This window comes from Streptomyces ortus (assembly GCF_026341275.1).
GTDB classification, from domain to species: domain Bacteria; phylum Actinomycetota; class Actinomycetes; order Streptomycetales; family Streptomycetaceae; genus Streptomyces; species Streptomyces ortus.
This window is the reverse complement of the sequence record NZ_JAIFZO010000002.1, coordinates 7,940,537-7,959,855: the sequence shown is the minus strand read 5'-3', so window position 1 is coordinate 7,959,855 and position 19,319 is coordinate 7,940,537. Positions and strand designations below refer to the sequence as shown.

The window sequence follows — 19,319 nt, the reverse complement described above, 5'->3', positions numbered from 1 at the left end:
GCGCACTCGCGCGGCACCCCGGGCGAAGTGATGGGCGCACGCCGCGAACCGGCGTGCGCCCCACCTCCGTACGCCCGGGACCACCCGGGTTCCACGTCACTCTCCCGGCACCGGACCTTCGGGCACCGCGTCTTCAGGCACCGGCAGGGACGCGCTCGTCACCCGGCCGCGGTGCGCTCCCGGATCTCCTCCGGCGTCAGATACGCGTTCGTGTACTCGAAGTCCCGCAGCGTCGCGGGCGTACGCGACTGGAACCCCGTGCGTACGAAATCGTCGCCCGCCAGGGAGTTCAGCACCCAGTTCGTCGCCACCCGGGCCTTCGCCACGTTGGTGCGCAACGCCGCCCAGTGGTAGCCGCGGGCGGCCACCAGCGCCGGCAGGCCGCGCAGCTCGATGCCGAGCGGCTTGGACACGGCGTCGAAGCCGCCGAGGTCGACGACGAGTCCCAGGTCCTTGTGGACGTACGGCGTCATCCGCTGCCCGCGCAGCGAGGCGATGACGTTGTCGGCGACGTGCCTGCCCTGGCGCATCGCGTGCTGGGCGGTCGGCGGGCAGACGGCGCCCGCCACGTCCTTGGCCTCGTCCGGTACGGCGGCGGCGTCACCGAGAGCGAAGACGCCGTCGTGGCCGCGCAGGGACATCTCCGAGCTGACGGCGAGACGCCCCTTGATCGTCTCGGCGCCCAGGGTCGCGATGAGCGGGCTGGCCGCGACTCCGGCGGTCCAGATCAGCGTGTGGGTCGGGATCACCCGGCCGTCGGTGAAGGTGACCTCGTCGGGGCCCGCCTTCTCGATGGACACGCCCAGGGAGACGTCGATGCCGCGCCTGCGCAGGATCTGCAGGGCGCTGTCGCCGAGTTTGTCGCCCAGTTCGGGCATCAGCTTCGGCGCGATGTCGATCAGATGCCACTTGATCAGCTTCGGATCGAGCCTGGGGTAGCGCTTGACGGCGTTGTGCGTCAGGCGCTGCAGGCACGCGGCCGTCTCCGTACCGGCGTAGCCGCCGCCGACCACCACGAACTGGAGCCGGGCCGCCCGCTCGGCCTCGTCGTGGCTGGCGTCGGCGATGTCGAGCTGCGAGATCACATGGTCACGGATGTACGCGGCCTCGGCGAGCGTCTTCATACCGCGGGCGTTGTCGGCGAGGCCCGGGATGTCGAAGGTACGGGTGACGCTGCCCGGTGCCAGCACGATCCGGTCGTACCGCTCGTTGACGATCTCGCCGGTGATCTTGCGGACGACGCAGACCTTGGCCTTCACGTCCACGCCGATGGCGCCACCGGGAATGATGCGGGTGCGGTACCTGCGACTGCGGCGCAGCGACACCGCGATGGACTGCGGGGTGAGTACCCCCGAGGCGACCTGCGGCAGCAGTGGCAGGTAGAGCTGGTAGGAGAAGGGTGTCACCAGCGCCAGGTCGGCCTCGTCGGGTCCCAGCTTGCGTTCGAGGCGGCGTACGCACTCCACTCCCGCGAAGCCCGCTCCCACCACCAAGATCTTCGGTCGTACCACGATGTTCATCCCTTTCACCGGCCGCGTACTGTCGGGCTCCCCCCACTCCCCTGTGCCCACGAGTCCCCTCATCGCACATGGTGATCCCTCAACGAGACGAGCCGACGTACCTCCCGAAACCGGCGAGTCGGCTCCGGGAGGGGGTGCAAAGCGGACGGGAAGGGGTCATCCGTCAGTGGCCGTGCCCCTTGCGGAGCTGCTTCAGTACGGCACCGGCCATGGCCGCCTCGCCCTTGGCATTGGGGTGTGCCGGGGCCGCGGGCGAGGCCGGCTGCAGGGGTTCGACCCAGCGGACCGCGGGGGCCTTGCACATGTCGTGGCCGATCGTGGGCCCGTACGTGTCGACGTACTCCGCGTGGTTCAGCTTCGCCACCGCGCGCATCATCAGGTTCAGGCGCTTGCCGGTGTCGCGCAGATACGGGAAGTCCTTCGCCGCGAACGGGACCGAGGGGTAGCAGCCGCTGCCGTCCTCCGGCAGGAGATCCGGGTAGCCGACGAGGAGCACGCGCGCGTGCGGCGCCCTGGCGTGCACGGCCCGCAGTACGGCGGCGATCTTGGGCGCGGTGTCGAGGATCTTCAGCGTCAGTTGGTCGGCGCCGGACGCCGACGTGTAGTGGCGTTGGCACGGATTGCCCGCGAGGTCCTGCGCACTCAGTTGCGCGCAGGTGGTGATGACGGAGCCGAACCCGAAGTCGTTGCCGCCGATCTGGACGGTCACCAGGTCGGTGCTCCGCCGCAGGGCGTTGAGCTGCGGCGGGTTGGTGCCCTGCGCCTTCCACATGTGCTCGGTCGTCGCACCGCTGCAGCTCACGTCCTTGAACGTGGACACTCTGCGCTCCGCGGCGACGAGTGAGGGGTAGTTGCGGTCGGAGCGGGCGCAGTTCGCGTCCACCTGCTTCGGGATCAGGGGACCGGAGGTGTACGAGTCGCCCAGCGCGGCGTAGTCCGTGCCCTTGCCATGGCCGCCACCGTGCCCTGTGCCGGGGCCGCCCCCGTGTGCCGCGACGGGCCCCGCGGAGGCGATGACGAGGGCGCAGCCGCTGACGGCTGCCGCCACGGCGGTCGCCCGGCGGCGGTTCGATGCGGGCCTGTCGTACCGGGTGCGACGGTTCATCGAGGTTCCCCCTGGGTGCGGACGGTGAATGACTGCCCTTGTATACCGGCCGGTTCAGTCCCGGGGCCAGAGCTGGGAGTGCCTCGTGTTCTCGTCCGCCGCACCCTGCGGCCGGCCGGAGCCGGCCGCGTCCCTCAGACGCCGAACTCCGTGGGCGAGAGCCCGAGTGCCGTGCAGGCCTCACGGATCGCGTACTGCTCGGACGCCTCGAAGTGCCCGTCGGCGCCCGCGACGACCATGCCGGTCTGGACGACCGCGCGAGCCTCCGCCGGCTTCTTGGCCGCCTTGGCGATGTCACGCAGCGCCTCGGCCTTGCCCTGTTCGAAGTTGGCCGTGAGCCGGTCCACGTGCTGGTTGAAGCGCTGGCGCAGCTGGTCCGCGGGGAAGTTCTGCAGCACCTCGTTCGAAGCGATCAGCTCCTCCACGCGCTGCCGCTCCGCCGGGTCGACCCGGCCGTCGGCCGCGGCCACCAGGGCGCACATCGCCATGCTGGCGTCCCGGTACGAACCGCTCTTCAGCTCCGCCTTCGCCGACGCGAGCTGGGACTTGAACAGCCCGAGCAGCTGGGCCTTCGAACCACCGGAGGAGCTCGGGGAACCGGCGGAGGACGAGCCGGGCGCATGGCCACCGTGCTGCCCCTGAGCCGTCCCTCCCCCGCCGCTCCGGGACTGCTGGAGGTTCTTCGCCTGCTCTTTGAGCCGGTCGAACATCGCCACTACTGCCACCTCGGCTTCTGCTGTTGCCTGTACGCGGTCGATTCCCGCGCCCGGGTTGATTCCTGTGCGCGGTCCGTCAGTTGAACGGCCGCCGCCACAGGAGAGGTTCCCGATTGGCAAAGGTAACGTAAAAAGATCATGTGCAGGGGCGAGACGGGCAAACCCGGTCTACCCCACGGGCGCCAGTACCGTCGTCCGACCGCCCAGCGCGACGGAGAACTGGTCCGTGACCTGGGCCAGCGCCTGCGCCGCACCCGGCGCGACGGTCAGGCTGCCGTCGTCCCCCGCCGTGATGTCCTTGTCGAGCGTGAACCAGCCCTGGACGATGTGCGCGGCCCCCATGGAGCTGAGGACCGGCCGCAGCGCGTAGTCGATGGCCAGGACGTGGGCCGTGCTGCCGCCGGTGGCGAGCGGCAGGACCGTCTTGCCGGCCAGCGCGTACTGCGGGAGCAGGTCCAGCAGGGACTTCAGCAGCCCCGAGTAGGCGGCCTTGTAGACGGGGGTGCCGATCACCACTCCGTCCACCCGCTCGAACAGGGCCGTGGCCGCGACGACGGCCGGGTGCCGGAAGTCGGCACCGAGCAGCGCCTCGGCGGGCAGCGTGCGCGCCTCCAGGGAGACGACGTCGTGCCCGTGGTCCCGCAGCCGGTCGTCCAGGTGGCGCAGGAGTCGCGTGGTGCGGGAGGTGGCCGAAGGGCTTCCGGAGACGGACAGAATCGCGGCCATGAGGGGACCTTTCAGGATGCGGGGTGCGGACGGGGCGCGTGAGGGGTGGGGCCGGGGTCCGTGAGGGGTGGGGCGGGGTCCATGACAGGCGAGGCAGGACCCCTCACCAGTCGCTGGTCTCCACGGTGATCAGGGGGACCAGTTCGTTGCGCAGGGCCTCCAGGAAGGTGACGATCTCGGCCGCCACCGAGCGGTGCTGCAGATCGTTCAGCACGTCGTGGTGAGCGCCGCGGACGGTCGACAGGCGGGCGCGGGGCAGGGACTTGGCCGTGCGGACGAGCGCGTCGTGGTCCGCGAGGGGGTCGGCGTCGCCGACGAGGATCAGCGCCGGTACGTCGGCCTCGTTGCCGTGGGCCGCGGCGAGCAGCGCCTCCGGCACGGGCTCGCCGAGTGCGCCCCGGCGTACGTGGGTGTCGTCCGTGAGCCGGCCACGGTGGGCCGGGCAGGATGTGCGTACGTCGAGTTCGTCGTCCCAGGTGCCGGCGGTGGCGGCGCCGACGGTCGGGCCCGGGAGCCCGGCGAGTACGAGGGCGTCCGGGCGCGGGCCGGCCGGGGTGTCGGCCGCGCCGACGAGCGCGGCCACGGCGAGGGCCCCGGTGTCCGCGCCCAGGAGCACGAGCGGGCGGACGATCCCGTCGGCGGTGCCGTCAGCGGTGCCCTCGGCGGCGGCGGTCAACCGGGCTCCGAGGGCGGCCAGTTGGCCGTCCGGAACGTCGGCGTCGATGACCGGGGCATCGACGACCCGGACGCGGTAGGCGTCGGCGGCGAGCCGCCTGCCCAGCCGGGTGTAGGTCTCGCGGGTCTCTCCCCTGCCGGGTACCACGATGACGGTGCCGCGGGTGCGCAGGCCCTCGGGGGCGTGGTGGTCGGTGTATCCGGTCATGTCAGACTCCTGCGGGTGCGGGTGCGGGTGCGGGCTCGGTCGCGGGCTGCCAGCCCAGGGCGGGCGCCACCTCGGTCGCGATGAGTTCGAGGGCGCGGACGGCGGTGTCGTGGTCGAGGACCGCGGGGTTGAACTGGGTGATGAGGTCGGTCGCGAGGGGCAGCGCCCGCTCCCGCCGCAGCTCCGCGACGATCTCCTCGGGGGCGCCGTGGAAGCAGTGGAAGCGGCGCAGCGCCTCCTCCTGAGCGAGGCCCTTGGGGAAGGCCCCGCTCTCTGCCATGCGCAGGGCCGCCCGGTGCACGTCGTCCCCGATGTGCCGAAGCGCCGTGCGCCGGTCCTTCGCCGGGAACACGAACCGGGACAGTCCGATACGCGGGCGCCGCGGCCGGTCCCACGCCGCCAGGTACGCGTCGGCCCAGGGCCGCTGTATCTCGTCGGTGGGCGCGTCGAACCCGTACGCCGCCCGGTTGAGCAGCAGGTTCGAACCGCCGGCGGCGGCGTGCCGCGCGCCCGGCCCGCTGAAGACGCCCTGCCGGATCCGGTCGGAGAAGTCCCCGGGCGCGGGCTGGACGCGGAAGCCGGGCGTGCGCACCTCACCGCCGGCCAGGGCTGCGCGCAGCACGTCCAGGTGCTCGGTGGTCAACTCGCGTTTGCGGGTGGGGTCCCGGCCGAACGCGGCGTACTCCAGCTCGCTGTAGCCGCTGCCGACGCCGACCTCGACGCGGCCACCGCTGAGCGTGTCGACGACGGCGACGTCCTCGGCGAGGCGGACCGGGTCCTCCAGCGGCAGCACCGTGATGGCCGTACCGAGGCGGATGCGGGTGGTGTGCGCCGCGGCGTGGGCGAGGAACGTCCAGGGTGAGGAGAGGCCGCCGCCGCTGTCTGGGTCGTGGTGCTGGGCGACCCGGCCGACGTCGAAGCCGAGTTCGTCGGCGACGACGAAGAGTTCGGCCGCGTTGCGGTAGGTCTGGGCCAGGTCGGTGGTCCGGCCCTGGACGTGGGTGAGGAAGCCGAGTCTGAAGCGCGGTGTGACGTCGTGCCCGGCCGTCAGCGGCAGTTCGCTCATGTGTCGCCCTCAGTGGTCCGCGAGGCCGGGCTCGCGGGTGTGGCGGTTGGCGGGGACCGGCAGGCCGAGGTTGCCGCGCAGGGTGTCGGCCGCGTACTCGGTGCGGAACAGACCTCGCTTCTGCAGGATCGGGACGACACCGTCGACGAAGAGTTCCAGGTCGGCGTTGTTACGGAAGGCGAGGTTGATGCCGTCGAAGGTGCCCGCGTCGAACCACTCCTCGATGGTGTCGGCGACGGTCCCCGGCGCCCCGACGAACGGCGAGCTGCGGAACTCACGCACCGACTCGGCGACTTGACGCAATGTCAGGTTCTCCGCCTTCGCCCGCTCGATCAGCTTGGACGCTCCGGTCCGGCCGCCCTTCTCCGCGAGATGCGCCACGTCCGGGAACGGCGCGTCCAGGTCGTGGGCGCTGAAGTCGTACGCGCCGAAGGAGCGGCCGAGGAGCGCGAGGTTGCCCTGGAAGTCGTTGTCCTCCTCGAAGATCTCCCGCTCGCGGCGCCTGGCGGCCTCGTCGGTGGCGCCGACGACCGGACCGCCGTGGATGAAGATCTTGATGTGCTCGGGGTCGCGGCCGTACGAGGCGGTGCGCTTCTTGATGTCGGCGTAGTACTCCTGCGCCTGCCGCAGTGAACCGCCCGGCGCGTAGATGCCCTCGGCGACCCGTGCGGCGAGGTCACGGCCCTCCTCCGAGACGCCGGCCTGGAAGATGACCGGCTGGCCCTGCGGCGAGCGGGAGAGGTTGAGCGGTCCGGCCACCTTGAAGTGCTCGCCCTCGTGGCCCAGTTCGTGCAGTTTGGCGGGGTCGAGGAAGACGCCCCGCTCGACGTCCGCGGGGAACGCGTCGTCCTCGTACGAGTCCCACAGACCGCGGGCGACCTGGACGAACTCCAGGGCCCGGCCGTAGCGGGTGGCGTAGTCGAGGTGTTCGTCGAGCCCGTAGTTGCGGGATGTGCCGGTGTCGAAGCTGGTCACCACGTTCCAGCCGGCCCGGCCGCCGCTGATGTGGTCGAGCGAGGCGAACCGGCGGGCGAGGTTGAAGGGTGAGTTGTAGGTCGAACTCGCTGTGCCCACCAGGCCGATGTGCCGGGTGTGGGTGGCCACCGCGGACAACAGGGTCAGTGGTTCCAGGCGGTTGAGGTAGTGCGCCGGGTAGGTCGCGTTGATGAACTGGCTGTCGACGATGAACAGGGCGTCGAAGAGGGCGTGTTCGGCCGCCTGGGCCTGCTTGATGTAGTAGTTGATGTCGATGCTGGCGTTCTTCGCGACGCTCGGGTCCTTCCAGAGACCGTGCTGGCCGGGGCCGCCGACGCCGTAGGGGTGCAGGGCGAGGTGGATGATACGGGGCATGGGGGTTCCTCTCGGTGAAACGCTGGAGTGCGCTGATGACGCGTCGCTGAGGTACTGGTGATGCGCTCAGGCGTGCAGCAGCGCGCGGAGGCGGTCGCGTTCGGCCCGGTCGGCCGAGGCGCCGCGCAGGGTGGGTGCGGAGCCGACGAGCAGCCGGGTGTAGACGTGCCGGGGGTCGGTGACGACCTCGCGGGCCGCACCCACCTCGACGAGTTCGCCCTGGTAAAGCACGGCGATACGGTCGGCGATCCCGGCGACGGACCCCAGGTCGTGCGAGATGAAGACGAGGGCCGTGCCCGCCGCGCGCAGGTCCTTGAGGATCCGCAGGATCTGGACGCGGTTCGCGGAGTCGAGGGCGCTGACCGGCTCGTCGAGGATGACCAGCTCGGGCTCGGTGACCAGCGCCCGGGCCACCGCGACCCGCTGGCGCTGACCGCCGGACAGCTCCCCCGGCAGCCGGCCGAGCAGGTCCTCGGAGAGCTGGACGCGGGCGAGGAACGTACGGGCCCGGTCGGCCGCCTCCTGCCGGGCGACGCCCTGGATGAGCAGCGGCTCGATCAGGGAGTCCTCGATGGTGAGGTCGGGGTCGAGGCTGCGCAGCGGATCCTGGAAGACGTACTGGACGACGCCGCGGCGGCGCAGCCCGCGCCACTGACGGCCGCCGTACGCCCCGACGTCCTCGCCGCCGATGACGATCCGTCCGGAGGAGGCGCGTACCAGGCCCAGGACGGTGCGGGCGAAGGTGGACTTGCCCGATCCCGTCTCGCCGATGATGCCGACGGTCTCCCCGGGTGCGACGCTCAGCGAGACGTCGTGCAGGGCGCGGCGGCGCTGCCGGCGGGGCCCGTAGTGCACGTTCAGGCCGGTGACCTCCAGGACGGCCCGCCCGTCCGCCGCCGTGTCGGCGGGCCGCCGGCCCCGCGCATGCCCGGTGGTGCTCATGCTGTCTCCTGCGGGGTGCGGAACTTCTCCAGGCCGTACTGGTCGTGCTCGGCGATGAGCAGTCGGGTGTACGCGTGGCGCGGATGGTGGAGCACTTCGCTCGTCGTGCCGTGTTCCACCACCTCGCCCTCGCGCATGACGAGGACCTCGTCGCACAACTGGGCCACGACGGCCAGGTCGTGGGAGACGACCACCAGGGCGAGACCGGCCCGTTCGCGCAGTTCGGCGAGGAGGTCGAGGATCTCGGCCTGGACCGTGACGTCGAGGGCGGTCGTCGCCTCGTCGGCGATGAGGATCTGCGGGTCGGCGGCGATCGCCGCGGCGATCAGGACGCGCTGGAGCATGCCGCCGGACAGTTCGTGGGTGTACTGGCCGTACACCAGCTCCGGATCGCGCAACTGGACCGCCCGCAGCAACTCGACGGCACGGTGGCGTGCTTCGCGCCGCTTGAGGCCCTTCTTGACCCGGACGACCTCGGCGATCTGCGCGCCCACCCGGATCGAGGGGTTGAGATAGGACGCCGGGTCCTGGAAGACCGCGCTGATCGTGGCGCCGCGCAGGGCCGTCCACTGCTGCGGGGTCAGGGTCGCGATGTCGGTGCCGGCGATCTCGATCGAGCCCGCGGAGACCTCGAAGTGCGGGGGCAGGATGCCCAGGGTGGCGCGGCAGGCGAGGGTCTTGCCGCTGCCCGACTCGCCGACGATGCCGACCGTCCTCCCCGGGGTGAGTTCGAAGCTCACGCCGTGGACGATCTCGCGGTCGGTGACCCGGTCGCTGACGCGCACACCGCGCACGGCGAGCACGGGTGCGGCCGTCGCGGAGGTCGCGGCCGTAGCAGGCGTCGCGGCCGTCGCGACGATCTCGGCCGCTGTACGGGGTTCAGTCGGCGTACGGGGCTCGGCGGCGCGCGGGAGCGTGCCGGGGGTGGCCTTCTCGGACAGCGTGGTCATCACGCACCTCCGGTGGATACGGGATCGGGCTTGCCGAGGCGGTTGGCGCGGGCCTTGCGGGTGTTGAGGAACGCCCGGCCCGCTTCGCCGGAGACGTCGCGGATCGCGTCCGCCAGCAGATTGCTCGCCCAGACGGTGATCATGATCAGCGCCGCAGGGGCGAGGGGCGCCCACGGCTGGTAGCTGAGGTAGCCGAGGTCGGAGGCGAGCAGCCCGCCCCAGGTGGGTGCGGGAGGCTGGACGCCGATGCCCAGGAAGGTGAGGCTGGAGACGATGACGAAGCCGACGCCGATGGTCTGGGCGAATGCGACGGCGATCGGCGGGAGCACCTTGACCCAGACGTGCCGGCGGACGATCCAGCCGGTCGAGGCACCCGCGACGAGCGCGGCCTCCACGTACGGCGAGCGGGCGACCGCCAGGGTGGCGGCGCGGGCCACCCGGTAGAAGAGCGGGGAGACGAGAGCGCCGGTGACGAGCATGGCCTGGGTGATGCCGTTGCCCAGCAGCGCGATGACGGCGACCGCGAACAGCAGGAACGGCAGGGCGACCAGCGTGTCGGCCAGGCGCAGGGTGAGCCATTCGAAGGTCCGGCCGAGGTAGACGGACAGGATGCCGGGGATCGCGCCGACCACCAGAGCCGTCACGGCGACTTCGAGGGAGCCGAGCACGCTGACCCGCGAGCCGTCCAGGAGCCGGCTGAAGGTGTCCCGGCCGAGGTGGTCGGTGCCCAGCCAGTGGGATCCGGAGGCCGCGGCAAGGGTGTTGTCGCTGGTGGCCAGGGGGTTCTGCGGGGCGAGCAGCGGGCCGAGGACCGCCAGCAGCGCGATCAGGGTGAGGATGACCACGGCGATCCGGCCGGAGGTCAGGGTGAGGACGCGGCGCACCATGGTCATACCCCCCGCTGGGATGCCGGTGTGACACGTGCCAGCACCAGGTTGACGATCAGGTTGAAGAGGACGACCAGGACGATCGACACGACGAGGACGCCCTGTACGGCCGGTACGTCACCGGCCTGCGCGGAGTCGTTGGCGAACCTGCCGAAGCCCTGCAGACCGAAGATCCACTCGGTGACGACGGAGGCGCCGACCAGGGCGGGGAACTTGAGGCCGAGGGTGGCCAGGGCCGGTCCGATGCCGTTGCGGAGCACATGGCCGAGGAAGATCCGACGGGGACTCAGACCCCGTACGACCGCGCCCGTCACGTAGTTCTCGCGGAAGGCGGCGACCAGACTGCCGCGGAGCTGGCGGGCCACGTCCGCGACCACGTCGAAGCTGAGCGCGAGCGCCGGGAGCGTGATGTGCGCGAGCCACGGACCGAAACCCTGCTCCGCCGGGATGTATCCGGCGGAGGGGAACAGTTCCAGCCCCACGGCGAAGACCGCGACCAGCACGATGCCGACGACGAACGCGGGCATCACCGAGATCAGGGTGACGAAGCCGGTGATGGCCCGGTCGATCCAGGTGGTGCGCTTGAGCGCCGCGAGGGTGCCGAGGGTGAAGCCGAGGACGACGCCGAGGATCAGCGCGAACGTGGCGACGGACAGACTCACTCCGAGGCCGAGCCCGATGAGCGTGGAGATGTCGGCGCCGTTGGTCCAGCTGCTGCCGAGCTGTCCGTGCAGGACGCCGGTGAACCAGTCCCAGTACTGGACCAGGAAGGGCCGGTCGAGACCCCACTGGGCCTCGACCCGGGCGACGGCCTCGGGGGTCGCCTCCTCGCCCAACTGGATCCGCGCCGGGCTGAGTCCGCTCATCGACCGCAGCGCGAACGTCACGAAGGTCGCGACCAGGAAGACGGGCACGAAGATCGCGACCGACCGGGCCAGGGTGACCAGGAGGCGGCCGAGCGTGTGCCGCACCCTGCTCCCGACTACCCCGCGACGGCGGGCCGGCGGGGCCTCTTCCGCGGTCGTGCTCATGGGTTGCCCCTCTCTGTGATGGACTGTGTGCTGGACCGGTGGTGAACAGGCGCCCGACGGCGGTCAGTTGTCACCGGAGATGGTCACACCGGTCCAGTCGATGTGCGCCGGGTTCTTCGGCAGGTCGGAGATCGACCTGCTCTTGGCGATGAGGTTCGGCTGGGAGTAGGTGAAGACAAGTGCCTTGCTCTCCAGGCCGGCCCGGGTCGCCGCCCGGAGCACCCGCGTGTAGTCGGGTGCGTCGAGGGGGGTCTCGCGCACCTTGGCGATGGCGGCCTCGAAGCCGTCCGGCTCGTAGGGTGTGCTGAGGTTCAGCGGGCCGTCGGGGCCGAAGTGGGCGGTGAGGGTCTGCGCCGCGGAGTCCCGGCCGGTGGTGCCGTACAGCGAGAACGTCAGGTCCTTCGCGAAGAACGGGGTGGCCCAGTTCTTGTCGATCTTGATGGTGACCTTGATGCCCACCTTCGCCAGCTGCGACTGGACGATCTCCGCCTGCGGGTCCTCCGCCGGGACGACCAGGTTCAGCTTGATGTCACCGGACTTGTAGCCCGCCTCCGCGAGGAGCTTCTTCGACTTCGCCGGGTCGTAGGGGTAGGCGTCCTCCGACTCGGGGTCGTAGGCCTCGTACCCCTTCGGGAACGGCTGGTCGGTCACCTCGCCGTAGCCGAAGGTCAGCTTGTCGACGAACTCCTCACGGTTGACCGCGTGGCGTACGGCGTCGACGACCTTGTCGTTGTCGAACGGCGCCTTGTTGACGTTGAGGCTGAGGTTGGAGGCGTTGAAGCCGGGCTGTACGAAGACGTCCAGGCCGGCCTTCTTGGCGGCGGACGCCTGGCTCGGGTCCAGGTCGGCGAAGTTGTAGACACCGGTCCGCAGTCCGGAGACGACGGTGGAGGCGTCGGGGGCCGAGGTCAGCTCGACGTTGTCGATGTGGATGTTCTTCGCGTCCCAGTAGTCCGGGTTCTTCTTCAGGAGCGCCTTGGTGCCCGGGATCACCTGGGTGACGACGAACGGGCCCGCGCCGACCGGGTTCTGGTCCAGCTTCCCGGGGTTCTTCGCCGCCTTGGGGCTGGCGATCTGCAGCACCCGCTGACCGAGCAGCTGGGGGATCTGGTAGTCGACCTGGCTGAGGTGCAGGACCGCGTCGAGGCCGTCGGCCTCCACCGACTCGATGGAGGTCAGGTCACCGAAGAGCGCCGAGTTCTTCTGCTTCTGCGCCCGTTCGACGGCCGCCTTGACCGCGGCGCCGTCGACGGGCTCGCCGTCGCTGAACTTCAGGCCGGAGCGGAGGTGGAAGGTGATCTCGTCACCCTTGTCGTTGTACTCCCAGCTTTTGGCGAGGTCGGGAACGGCCTTGCCGCTCTCGTCCGTGCGCGTCAACGAGGCGTAGGCGAGGGCGAGTTCGCGGAACTGCGCGCCGCTGCCCCCGACGACCGGGTCCCAGTGGGTCGGGAAGTACGAGGAGGTCCACTTCAGTGTGGAGCCGCCGCTCGAGGCGGCGGAGTCCCCGCCGCAGGCGCTCAGCACGGGAGTGAGCACGGCGACGAAGGCGGTTCCGAGGGCTGCGGCCCGCAGGCGGCCCGCCCCTCTGGACGAACGGCGGTCCGCTCCGGGGCGGCGGGTGATGAGGTGAGCGGGCATCTCGTTCTTCCTGTGGCGGGCTCCGGCCGGGGCCGGGGCACAAGGAGCGGGGCAGGAGGACCGGACCCCTTCGCGAGGCGGCACGTCGAACTCGGCTCCGGCCGGGCAGCACGGACATGCCGGGGAGAGCGCCGGAGCGCGCTCGGGGCGCGCGGCGCTCAGGGCAGGAGCGTGCGGGATCGCGGGACTGTCCGGGATCGCCGGACTGCCGGACTCAGGGCTGGAGGAGCCGACGGGCTCGCGGAGGGGCGGGCCGGGAGGCGAAAGGTGTGCGACGGGGCACGGATAGGGAGACGCAGAGGCGGGCACGGCTCGACCGAGCACTGGACGGCCAGCACGGGAGAAGGCGAGGGGTGTCAGACGTCTGCGGAACGGGGACCGGGACCGTGACCGGAACGGGGGCCGGGGCCGGGTCGGCGGAGGGTCAGCGACAGAGTGCGCTGCTGGTGCGCCGCAGGTCCACGTAGCGGCACACCACACCGGGGTGCGTCGTAAGCATGGTGCTCATCCTGGGGGCTCCCGCAACCCGCTGTCAATGGACACCAATTGGTGTCTCATTGGGCGGGACGTCGTCCGTCGCAGTTCACAGCCTCGGCCGGGACGGGCTCAGGGTACGGCGGGGTGGGTCGCCGCCTCGTCGGGGTGCAGCCACAGGGGCCCGCCCGCCGTGTCCACCCGCACGGCACCCGGGGGCGGCCAGTGGCCCTCCGTCAGCAGCGCCCGCTCCGGGTCGGTCAGGCTGCGGTAGCGCTCCAGCGCGTGCGCCGGAGCGAGCCGGGCGGGGGCCGCCGGCAGCCCGGGACTCAGTTCTCCGACGGCCGCGACGTACGCCTCGAAGGGCTGCCGGCCGGGTACGACGCGGTAGTCGCCCGCGGTCCGGACGAGCAGGGTCGGCAGGGCGTACCGGTGTCCGCCCTCGGCGGTCTCCTTGGCCGTGCCCGGATGGGGCGACCCGTTCCACGGGGCCTGGGCGGAGAGCACCTCGGGCACCGGCCGGCGGGCCTCCAGGCGGTCGGCGCGCACCTGTTCCAGCACCGCCGCCGAGGCGGCGTCGACCGCGAGCCGCCGCGGATCCAGATCCGGTACGCCCCGGACCGCGGCCAGCGCCGACTCGGTGGTGTCCGCGGGCTCGCCGAGCACGAAGACGCTCTCCCGCAGCCGCCGCAGCGCCCGTTCGGCCACGTCCTCACCCTGTCGGGCGGCGGCCTTGGCGACGAGCGAGGAGGGCCAGGAGTCGGCCGGCATCCGACTGAGCCGCACTGGGCGCGGGGCGCGGCTGTGCGAGCTGACCTCCTCGATGTACCGCGCGTACCAGGCCGTCTCCGCCGCCGGGTCGGGCGGCGGATCGTCGTCGTGATCGAAGAGGATCGCGTACGCCCGCCGCCAGCGGACCCGGCCGGCCAGCGCCGCCCGCACCGTGCGGAAGACGGGCTCCGATCCCCAGGCCCAGGGGCACAACGGATCGGTGTACTCGACGACTTCGACCGGAGGCGACGCCAACACCTGTGCCAGTGATGGCAGTTGAGGGAGCGGGCGTGGCTGCGCCTGAGGGGTGTCCGTCACGCCAGCGCCCCCGCCACACCCGCCGCCTCTGTCGCGCCCGTCGCTCCGCCGGGGAGCAGCGAGGTCAGCGTCACGCCGCCGAGGACCGCCGCGGCACCCGCTTCGACCTCTCGCCACACATCGGGCAGCCCGCTCGCGGGGCCCGGATAGACGAGGTCGGCCAGCGGCTCGCCGCGCAGGGTGATCAACTCGCCGTCCACGGCACGGGTGACGTCCAGCAGGGTGATCTCCTCGGCCGGTCTGCCGAGCCAGTAACCGCCCTCGCAGCCGCGCTGGCTGCGTACCAGGCCGGCCCGGCGCAGTTCACCCACCACGGACTTCAGGAAGCGGAACGGGATCTCCTGCGAGGAGGCGATGGCTTCACAGGTGAGCGGGCGGGAAGGTTCGCGGGCGAGCTCCAGCAGCGCCCTCATGGCGTAGTCCGCCTTCGCGGAAATATGCATGCGCTCATCATGCCTGAGGAGCGGGCAGGGCCGCGGGTCTCCGGCCGCTTGTTTCCTTCATTGCGGGAACATTGCCGCAGGTGAAAGCCAAAGGACACCTCTTGACATCCTTTTCGGGGCCGCTCTAGCGTCGCCGCCATGAGCGAGCCGCTGACGACCCCCGGTGAGGGTTTCCACCCGCACCTCCACGACACTGAGGACCGGTCGAACGCGCCCCTGCGCAGTCGGCTGCACCACATCCGCGCCGGCTCCCTGGACGGCGACACGGCCCAGAGCGGCGGTATGCGCAGGTTCGCCGCTGTCAGCGGCAAGAACGTCGGCTCCGAGAAGCTGTGGATGGGCCAGACGCATGTGGCTCCCTCGACGGCTTCGTCCGACCACCACCACGGTGAGTCCGAGACGGCCATCTACGTGGTGAGCGGGCACCCGGAATTCGTCTTCGTCGACGACTCGGGCCACGGCGGATCCGAGGGCGGGGAGCCGCAGGAGGTACGGCTGCGGACCTCGCCCGGCGACTACATCTTCGTACCGCCGTTCGTCCCGCACCGGGAGGAGAATCCGGACCCGGAGGACGAGGCGGTGGTCGTCATCGCCCGCAGCACGCAGGAGGCGATCGTGGTCAACCTCCCCCGGCTGTACGCGCTTTCGCCGGACGAGTCCTGACGGGCGGAAGGGATCCGGGCCGGGGGCGCGTCACCTGACGACCGGGCCGGTCGTCCGAGCGCGGGTGGCAGCGAGAAGCACGTCGATCGTCTCCGGGTAGGGGCCGGTCATGGCCCACTCCAGCGGGGAACGGCCCGTGCCGTGGTCCTCGCGGAGCCGGGGATCGGCGCCGTGCGCCAGCAGTGCCCGCACCGTCTCGACGTGTCCCCAGCAGGCGGCCCCGCACAAGGGTGTGCCTTCCGCGCCGCGCCCGCTCTCGGTGTCGGGCCGGGCCCCGGCCGCCAGCAGACGGAGGACATGGGCCGTGGCGCCGTGGACCGACGCGGCGTAAAGGGGCGTGGTGCCTTCACTGTCGGCGGTCTCGGGGTCGGCCCCGGCCCGCAGGAGGGCGTCGACCCGGCCACTGTCACCGAAGGCCACCGCACTGACGAGCCGCCGGGCCATCTTCTTCCGCCGCCGCCGGTTCACCACACTCCAGACCTCGTATCCGACGTGCTCGGCCGGTACTCACAGCTCCAGGATCGTCCGGCCAGTGGCTGTCGCTCGGACGGTATCGGCGGCTCCGGTGCTGTGGCCAGTCGGTTTTCGGGACGACAGAGGGTCCGGACCGTTTCGGTCCGGACCCTCTTCGACAGTAGCGGGGACAGGATTTGAACCTGCGACCTCTGGGTTATGAGCCCAGCGAGCTACCGAGCTGCTCCACCCCGCGTCGACATCACCCACCGTACGCCATCATCGAAAGCCCCGATGACCACCCGCCGCCGCGACCGCGGTGCCGGTGCTGTGCATCGGTTGACAACGCGGGTAGTTGAAGAACGCAGCCGGCACCGCGCGGGATCGTCCTCGCGGCGGCCGGGGCGCGCGGGAGTACGCCCCGACTCGAAGGAGCCGGGAGGACGAGGGACCAGGGTCCGCGCGGAACCTCGCGGGACGCGGACTCCGGTTTCCCGGTTGGCGTGGTGGTCTCTCCGGGCCCGGGGGCCGGGGGGCCGACTGCTGGTACCCGCCTCGGCGGGCGGGTCGGCCGCCCGTGCGGGAGCCGGTGTCTCTGTCCGAAAGCCTAGAACGTCGCCGGTACGGGACAAGAACGCGTTTCGGCCCCGCCGGGCCGTTGCCGCTGTGGCGCCCGGCGCCCCGAGTGGTGACCGGATCGGTCCGCTTCGGGACCCGATACGGCGTGTCGCGACGCCCGTCGCGTGGCTCAGACTCTGGGCATGAACCGCGCACTGATCGTCATCGATGTCCAGGAATCCTTCCGCGCCCGTCCGCTGTGGGCGACGATCTCCGACCCGAAGATCGCCGACCAGGTGAACCGGCTCGTCCGGATCGCCCGCGCCGCCGGGGATCTCGTGGTGTGGGTACTGCACCACGAGCCCGGCAGCGGCGACGTCTTCGACCCGGCCCTCGGCCATGTCCGGCTCATGGAGGAACTGGAGCGGACGGAGGAAGAGCCGTTGATCCACAAGACCTCGCACAACGCCTTCACCACGACCAACCTCCAGCAGGTGCTGACCGCACACGGGGTCCGCGAACTCGTCGTCTGCGGCATCCGCACCGAGCAGTGCGTGGAGACCACCACCCGTGTCGGCAGCGACCTCGGCTACCAGGTCACGTTCGTCACCGACGCGACCGCGACCAACCCCATCCCGCACCGCGACGCTCCCGCCGACCGGAGCGTGGCCGACCTGCTGGCCGACCCCCGTACGCTCTCCGCCGACGAGGTCCTCAGGCGCACCGAGTACGCACTGGCCGGACGCTTCGCCACCATCGCGACGGTCGACGAACTGGAGGCCGCGGCAGAGCGTCCGGCATGATGACCGGATCGTGAGCCACATCGTCTTCTTCCTGGTGCCCGGAGTCCATCTGCTGGACCTGGCCGGCCCCGCGCAGGTCTTCTCCACGGCCGACGACTTCGGGTACCCGTACACGCTCTCCTACGTCGCCGAACGGCCGCAGATCCGCACGGCGCAGGGGCTGCCGCTGGTGGCCCGGCTCGACTGGCCGGAGCTCGGGCCCGATGACCTGGTCGTGGTGCCCGGGTGGCGGGCGGGCACCCTGGCCGACAGCCCCGCCATCGGTCCCGCCCCTCTGCGGGCGCTGCGGGACCACCACGCCCGGGGCGGCACGGTGGCCAGCGTCTGCGCCGGGGCCGAGGCGCTCGGTATGGCCGGCCTGCTGGACGGCCGCCACTGCACGACCCACCACGACGTGCAGGACGAGCTGGCTTCGCGTCATCCGCGGGCGCTGGTCGTCCGGGACGTCCTGTTCACCTCGGACGACCGGGTGGTCACCTCGGCCGGTATCGCCAGTGGCATCGACCTGGCCCTGTACCTGGTCGCGAACCGGCACGGTCCCGCGGTCGCCGCCCAGGTGGCCCGGGAGATGGTCGTCTACGCCCGCCGCAACGGCCACGAACCGCAGTCCAGCGCGATGCTCCGGCACCGTTCCCACCTCGACGACACCGTGCACCGGGCCCAGGACCTGATCGACGAACGCTTCCAACAGCCGCTTCCCCTGCCCGTCGTGGCCTCGGCCGTGGGGGTCAGCGAACGCACGCTCACCCGTCTCTTCAGCCGCGCCACCGGGCTGACGCCCCTGCGCTATCAGCAGACCCTCCGCCTCGAACGGGCCCAGCACCTCATCAGCCACGGCGCGACCATGGACGCCGCCGCGCGCTCCGTGGGCTTCGAGGACCCGCGCATGCTGCGCCGCCTGCGCGCCCGCCGCAGGTGACCGCGATCTGAAGGGGTCTCAAAGGGGTCTCATCTGCCGGTAAAGTTGCGCCGGTGCTTGGGCAATAGGCACGCGTCCTCCATGGACCTCACCGTCGAACGTGAGGCTCATGCGAGTTTTCCGTCGCGCCCAAGCAGCTGTAAGGAAGACCGTGCCGTGAGACAGGAACCCCCTCACCCACTCCCCCGCAACACCCCCCGTTCCACCGGCACGCCGGAGACCGAGGAGACGGCGGCGCAGCGCAACCGACGTCTGGCCCACATCGGTGTCGCCCACGCGCAGCGGGTGCTGACCGCTCGTTACGGCCTCGCCTCGCAGCAGGAGGCGTTCGAGCTGCTGCGGCAGATCTCGCAGCAGTCCAACATCAAGCTGCACACCCTGGCCGATGCCGTACTGCACACCGCGGCCCCCGACACGGACGCCGAACTGTGGTTCCCGGGACGCGCCCGCTACAGCCCGCCGCCGCTTCCGGACCTGGCGGTGGACGAGTCGAGCCGTACCCATCACGGAGTGGTGCTGAGGAAGGCGCTGCGGCGGGTGCTGCACATCACCGAGACCGCCATGGGCAACGTACAGCTGTCGGAGCAGGGCATGCTGCGCCTGGAGAAACACACCGGGCTGAACCGGGAGTTCACCGAGTTCTTCGCCTTCGTACGGGATTCCACGACGTCCTGCGCGCAGTCCGCCGAACAGCGCCGGCAGGTCACGGTGAAGGACGTGGCGGTGGCGGACGTCTTCGACGAGGCGTCCCGGCACGCGATCCTGCAGACCGGCAGCCGGGCCGCCCACAGCGTGCCGCTGATCGGCCGCAAGGACCGGGTCGTGGGCGTCATCTCAAGCCATCACGCACAGCCGCTGACCGATTTCACCCGTGCACAGCTCTCCGCGCTGGAGGAAGTCGGCACACGGGTGGGTGACTGGCTGCTCTGGCACCGGTACACCATCGTCCTGGACGCCCTGGAACAACTCCACGCCACCGCCACCGCCACCGCCCAAGGCACTCGGGGCATCCAGTCGGAGTGACCCGCCGGCCGACGGCACCGGCCAAGGCGCCGACCGTCCGTCACCCTCCGGAGGGACCCATGGCTGTCGACCCCGACAGG

19 protein-coding genes and 1 tRNA gene are annotated in these 19,319 nt (G+C 71.4%); 4 read left to right on the top strand and 16 right to left on the bottom strand.

Features of this window, described 5'->3' with window-relative positions; translation table 11 throughout:
• Positions 1 to 158 precede the first annotated feature (158 nt).
• The 14 genes from K3769_RS37855 to K3769_RS37790 all read right to left on the bottom strand — a co-directional run bounded on the left by K3769_RS37855 (position 159) and on the right by K3769_RS37790 (position 14,820).
• Positions 159 to 1,520: an NAD(P)/FAD-dependent oxidoreductase gene (locus K3769_RS37855; protein ID WP_267030732.1), complete on the bottom strand. Its 1,362-nt coding sequence runs from the start codon at positions 1,518 to 1,520 to the stop codon at positions 159 to 161.
• 163 nt (positions 1,521 to 1,683) lie between these two features.
• On the bottom strand, positions 1,684 to 2,625 hold the full coding sequence (locus K3769_RS37850) for an SGNH/GDSL hydrolase family protein (RefSeq protein ID WP_267030731.1): 942 nt from the start codon (positions 2,623 to 2,625) through the stop codon (positions 1,684 to 1,686).
• A gap of 134 nt (positions 2,626 to 2,759) precedes the next feature.
• The gene (locus tag K3769_RS37845) at positions 2,760 to 3,341 is read right to left on the bottom strand and encodes a tellurite resistance TerB family protein (protein ID WP_267030730.1); all 582 of its coding nucleotides are present in this window, start codon (positions 3,339 to 3,341) and stop codon (positions 2,760 to 2,762) included.
• A 168-nt stretch (positions 3,342 to 3,509) separates the two neighbouring features.
• Positions 3,510 to 4,067 (bottom strand): NADPH-dependent FMN reductase, encoded by a 558-nt coding sequence (ssuE, locus tag K3769_RS37840; protein WP_267030729.1) that lies wholly within the window; start codon positions 4,065 to 4,067, stop codon positions 3,510 to 3,512.
• Positions 4,068 to 4,170: 103 nt separating this feature from the next.
• Positions 4,171 to 4,950, bottom strand: coding sequence for an alpha/beta hydrolase (locus tag K3769_RS37835; protein WP_267030728.1), 780 nt, complete (start codon positions 4,948 to 4,950; stop codon positions 4,171 to 4,173).
• A 1-nt stretch (position 4,951) separates the two neighbouring features.
• Positions 4,952 to 6,016, bottom strand: a complete 1,065-nt coding sequence (locus K3769_RS37830; RefSeq protein ID WP_267030727.1) for an LLM class flavin-dependent oxidoreductase — start codon at positions 6,014 to 6,016, stop codon at positions 4,952 to 4,954.
• A gap of 9 nt (positions 6,017 to 6,025) precedes the next feature.
• Positions 6,026 to 7,366 carry an LLM class flavin-dependent oxidoreductase gene (locus tag K3769_RS37825; protein ID WP_267030726.1) on the bottom strand — a complete coding sequence of 447 codons (1,341 nt, stop codon included), beginning with the start codon at positions 7,364 to 7,366 and terminating at the stop codon, positions 6,026 to 6,028.
• A 66-nt stretch (positions 7,367 to 7,432) separates the two neighbouring features.
• Complete coding sequence (locus tag K3769_RS37820; RefSeq protein WP_267030725.1) at positions 7,433 to 8,308, bottom strand: ABC transporter ATP-binding protein; 876 nt, start codon at positions 8,306 to 8,308, stop codon at positions 7,433 to 7,435.
• Positions 8,305 to 9,258 carry an ABC transporter ATP-binding protein gene (locus tag K3769_RS37815; protein WP_267030724.1) on the bottom strand — a complete coding sequence of 318 codons (954 nt, stop codon included), beginning with the start codon at positions 9,256 to 9,258 and terminating at the stop codon, positions 8,305 to 8,307. The genes K3769_RS37820 and K3769_RS37815 overlap by 4 nt, the downstream gene beginning before the upstream one ends.
• Positions 9,258 to 10,145: an ABC transporter permease gene (locus K3769_RS37810; RefSeq protein WP_267031719.1), complete on the bottom strand. Its 888-nt coding sequence runs from the start codon at positions 10,143 to 10,145 to the stop codon at positions 9,258 to 9,260. The genes K3769_RS37815 and K3769_RS37810 overlap by 1 nt, the downstream gene beginning before the upstream one ends.
• A 2-nt stretch (positions 10,146 to 10,147) precedes the next feature.
• Positions 10,148 to 11,176 carry an ABC transporter permease gene (locus K3769_RS37805; RefSeq protein WP_267030723.1) on the bottom strand — a complete coding sequence of 343 codons (1,029 nt, stop codon included), beginning with the start codon at positions 11,174 to 11,176 and terminating at the stop codon, positions 10,148 to 10,150.
• A gap of 63 nt (positions 11,177 to 11,239) precedes the next feature.
• Positions 11,240 to 12,814, bottom strand: coding sequence for an ABC transporter substrate-binding protein (locus K3769_RS37800; RefSeq protein WP_267030722.1), 1,575 nt, complete (start codon positions 12,812 to 12,814; stop codon positions 11,240 to 11,242).
• Between the two features lie 606 nt (positions 12,815 to 13,420).
• Positions 13,421 to 14,326 (bottom strand): DsbA family oxidoreductase, encoded by a 906-nt coding sequence (locus K3769_RS37795; protein WP_372515187.1) that lies wholly within the window; start codon positions 14,324 to 14,326, stop codon positions 13,421 to 13,423.
• A 47-nt stretch (positions 14,327 to 14,373) separates the two neighbouring features.
• On the bottom strand, positions 14,374 to 14,820 hold the full coding sequence (locus K3769_RS37790; RefSeq protein ID WP_267030720.1) for an RrF2 family transcriptional regulator: 447 nt from the start codon (positions 14,818 to 14,820) through the stop codon (positions 14,374 to 14,376).
• A gap of 138 nt (positions 14,821 to 14,958) precedes the next feature.
• On the opposite strand from K3769_RS37790, the gene K3769_RS37785 reads away from it, so the two are divergent.
• Entirely contained in the window at positions 14,959 to 15,483 is a 525-nt protein-coding gene (locus K3769_RS37785) for a cupin domain-containing protein (RefSeq protein ID WP_267030719.1), read from the top strand.
• A 30-nt stretch (positions 15,484 to 15,513) separates the two neighbouring features.
• Here K3769_RS37785 and K3769_RS37780 read toward each other — a convergent pair whose 3' ends face one another.
• Together K3769_RS37780 and K3769_RS37775 are read right to left on the bottom strand one after the other, a co-directional pair.
• The gene (locus K3769_RS37780; protein ID WP_267030718.1) at positions 15,514 to 15,951 is read right to left on the bottom strand and encodes an ankyrin repeat domain-containing protein; all 438 of its coding nucleotides are present in this window, start codon (positions 15,949 to 15,951) and stop codon (positions 15,514 to 15,516) included.
• 167 nt (positions 15,952 to 16,118) lie between these two features.
• Positions 16,119 to 16,192 (bottom strand) — tRNA-Met (locus K3769_RS37775).
• A gap of 505 nt (positions 16,193 to 16,697) precedes the next feature.
• Between K3769_RS37775 and K3769_RS37770 the strand changes: the two genes are divergently transcribed.
• The 3 genes from K3769_RS37770 (at position 16,698) to K3769_RS37760 (ending at position 19,239) form a co-directional block, all read left to right on the top strand.
• The gene (locus K3769_RS37770; RefSeq protein WP_267030717.1) at positions 16,698 to 17,297 is read left to right on the top strand and encodes a cysteine hydrolase family protein; all 600 of its coding nucleotides are present in this window, start codon (positions 16,698 to 16,700) and stop codon (positions 17,295 to 17,297) included.
• Positions 17,298 to 17,307: 10 nt separating this feature from the next.
• Entirely contained in the window at positions 17,308 to 18,216 is a 909-nt protein-coding gene (locus K3769_RS37765) for a GlxA family transcriptional regulator (protein WP_267030716.1), read from the top strand.
• Positions 18,217 to 18,372: 156 nt separating this feature from the next.
• Positions 18,373 to 19,239: an ANTAR domain-containing protein gene (locus K3769_RS37760; protein WP_267030715.1), complete on the top strand. Its 867-nt coding sequence runs from the start codon at positions 18,373 to 18,375 to the stop codon at positions 19,237 to 19,239.
• Positions 19,240 to 19,319: the final 80 nt, after the last annotated feature.

Excerpts from the sequence above, each read along its gene's own strand:
- K3769_RS37855 (WP_267030732.1), bottom strand. The coding sequence starts at position 1,520 with ATGAACATCGTGGTACGACCGAAGATCTTGGTGGTGGGAGCGGGCTTC.
- K3769_RS37850 (WP_267030731.1), bottom strand. The coding sequence starts at position 2,625 with ATGAACCGTCGCACCCGGTACGACAGGCCCGCATCGAACCGCCGCCGG.
- ssuE (WP_267030729.1), bottom strand. The coding sequence starts at position 4,067 with ATGGCCGCGATTCTGTCCGTCTCCGGAAGCCCTTCGGCCACCTCCCGC.
- K3769_RS37835 (WP_267030728.1), bottom strand. The coding sequence starts at position 4,950 with ATGACCGGATACACCGACCACCACGCCCCCGAGGGCCTGCGCACCCGC.
- K3769_RS37830 (WP_267030727.1), bottom strand. The coding sequence starts at position 6,016 with ATGAGCGAACTGCCGCTGACGGCCGGGCACGACGTCACACCGCGCTTC.
- K3769_RS37825 (WP_267030726.1), bottom strand. The coding sequence starts at position 7,366 with ATGCCCCGTATCATCCACCTCGCCCTGCACCCCTACGGCGTCGGCGGC.
- K3769_RS37820 (WP_267030725.1), bottom strand. The coding sequence starts at position 8,308 with ATGAGCACCACCGGGCATGCGCGGGGCCGGCGGCCCGCCGACACGGCG.
- K3769_RS37815 (WP_267030724.1), bottom strand. The coding sequence starts at position 9,258 with ATGACCACGCTGTCCGAGAAGGCCACCCCCGGCACGCTCCCGCGCGCC.
- K3769_RS37810 (WP_267031719.1), bottom strand. The coding sequence starts at position 10,145 with ATGGTGCGCCGCGTCCTCACCCTGACCTCCGGCCGGATCGCCGTGGTC.
- K3769_RS37805 (WP_267030723.1), bottom strand. The coding sequence starts at position 11,176 with ATGAGCACGACCGCGGAAGAGGCCCCGCCGGCCCGCCGTCGCGGGGTA.
- K3769_RS37800 (WP_267030722.1), bottom strand. The coding sequence starts at position 12,814 with ATGCCCGCTCACCTCATCACCCGCCGCCCCGGAGCGGACCGCCGTTCG.
- K3769_RS37790 (WP_267030720.1), bottom strand. The coding sequence starts at position 14,820 with ATGCATATTTCCGCGAAGGCGGACTACGCCATGAGGGCGCTGCTGGAG.
- K3769_RS37785 (WP_267030719.1), top strand. The coding sequence starts at position 14,959 with ATGAGCGAGCCGCTGACGACCCCCGGTGAGGGTTTCCACCCGCACCTC.
- K3769_RS37770 (WP_267030717.1), top strand. The coding sequence starts at position 16,698 with ATGAACCGCGCACTGATCGTCATCGATGTCCAGGAATCCTTCCGCGCC.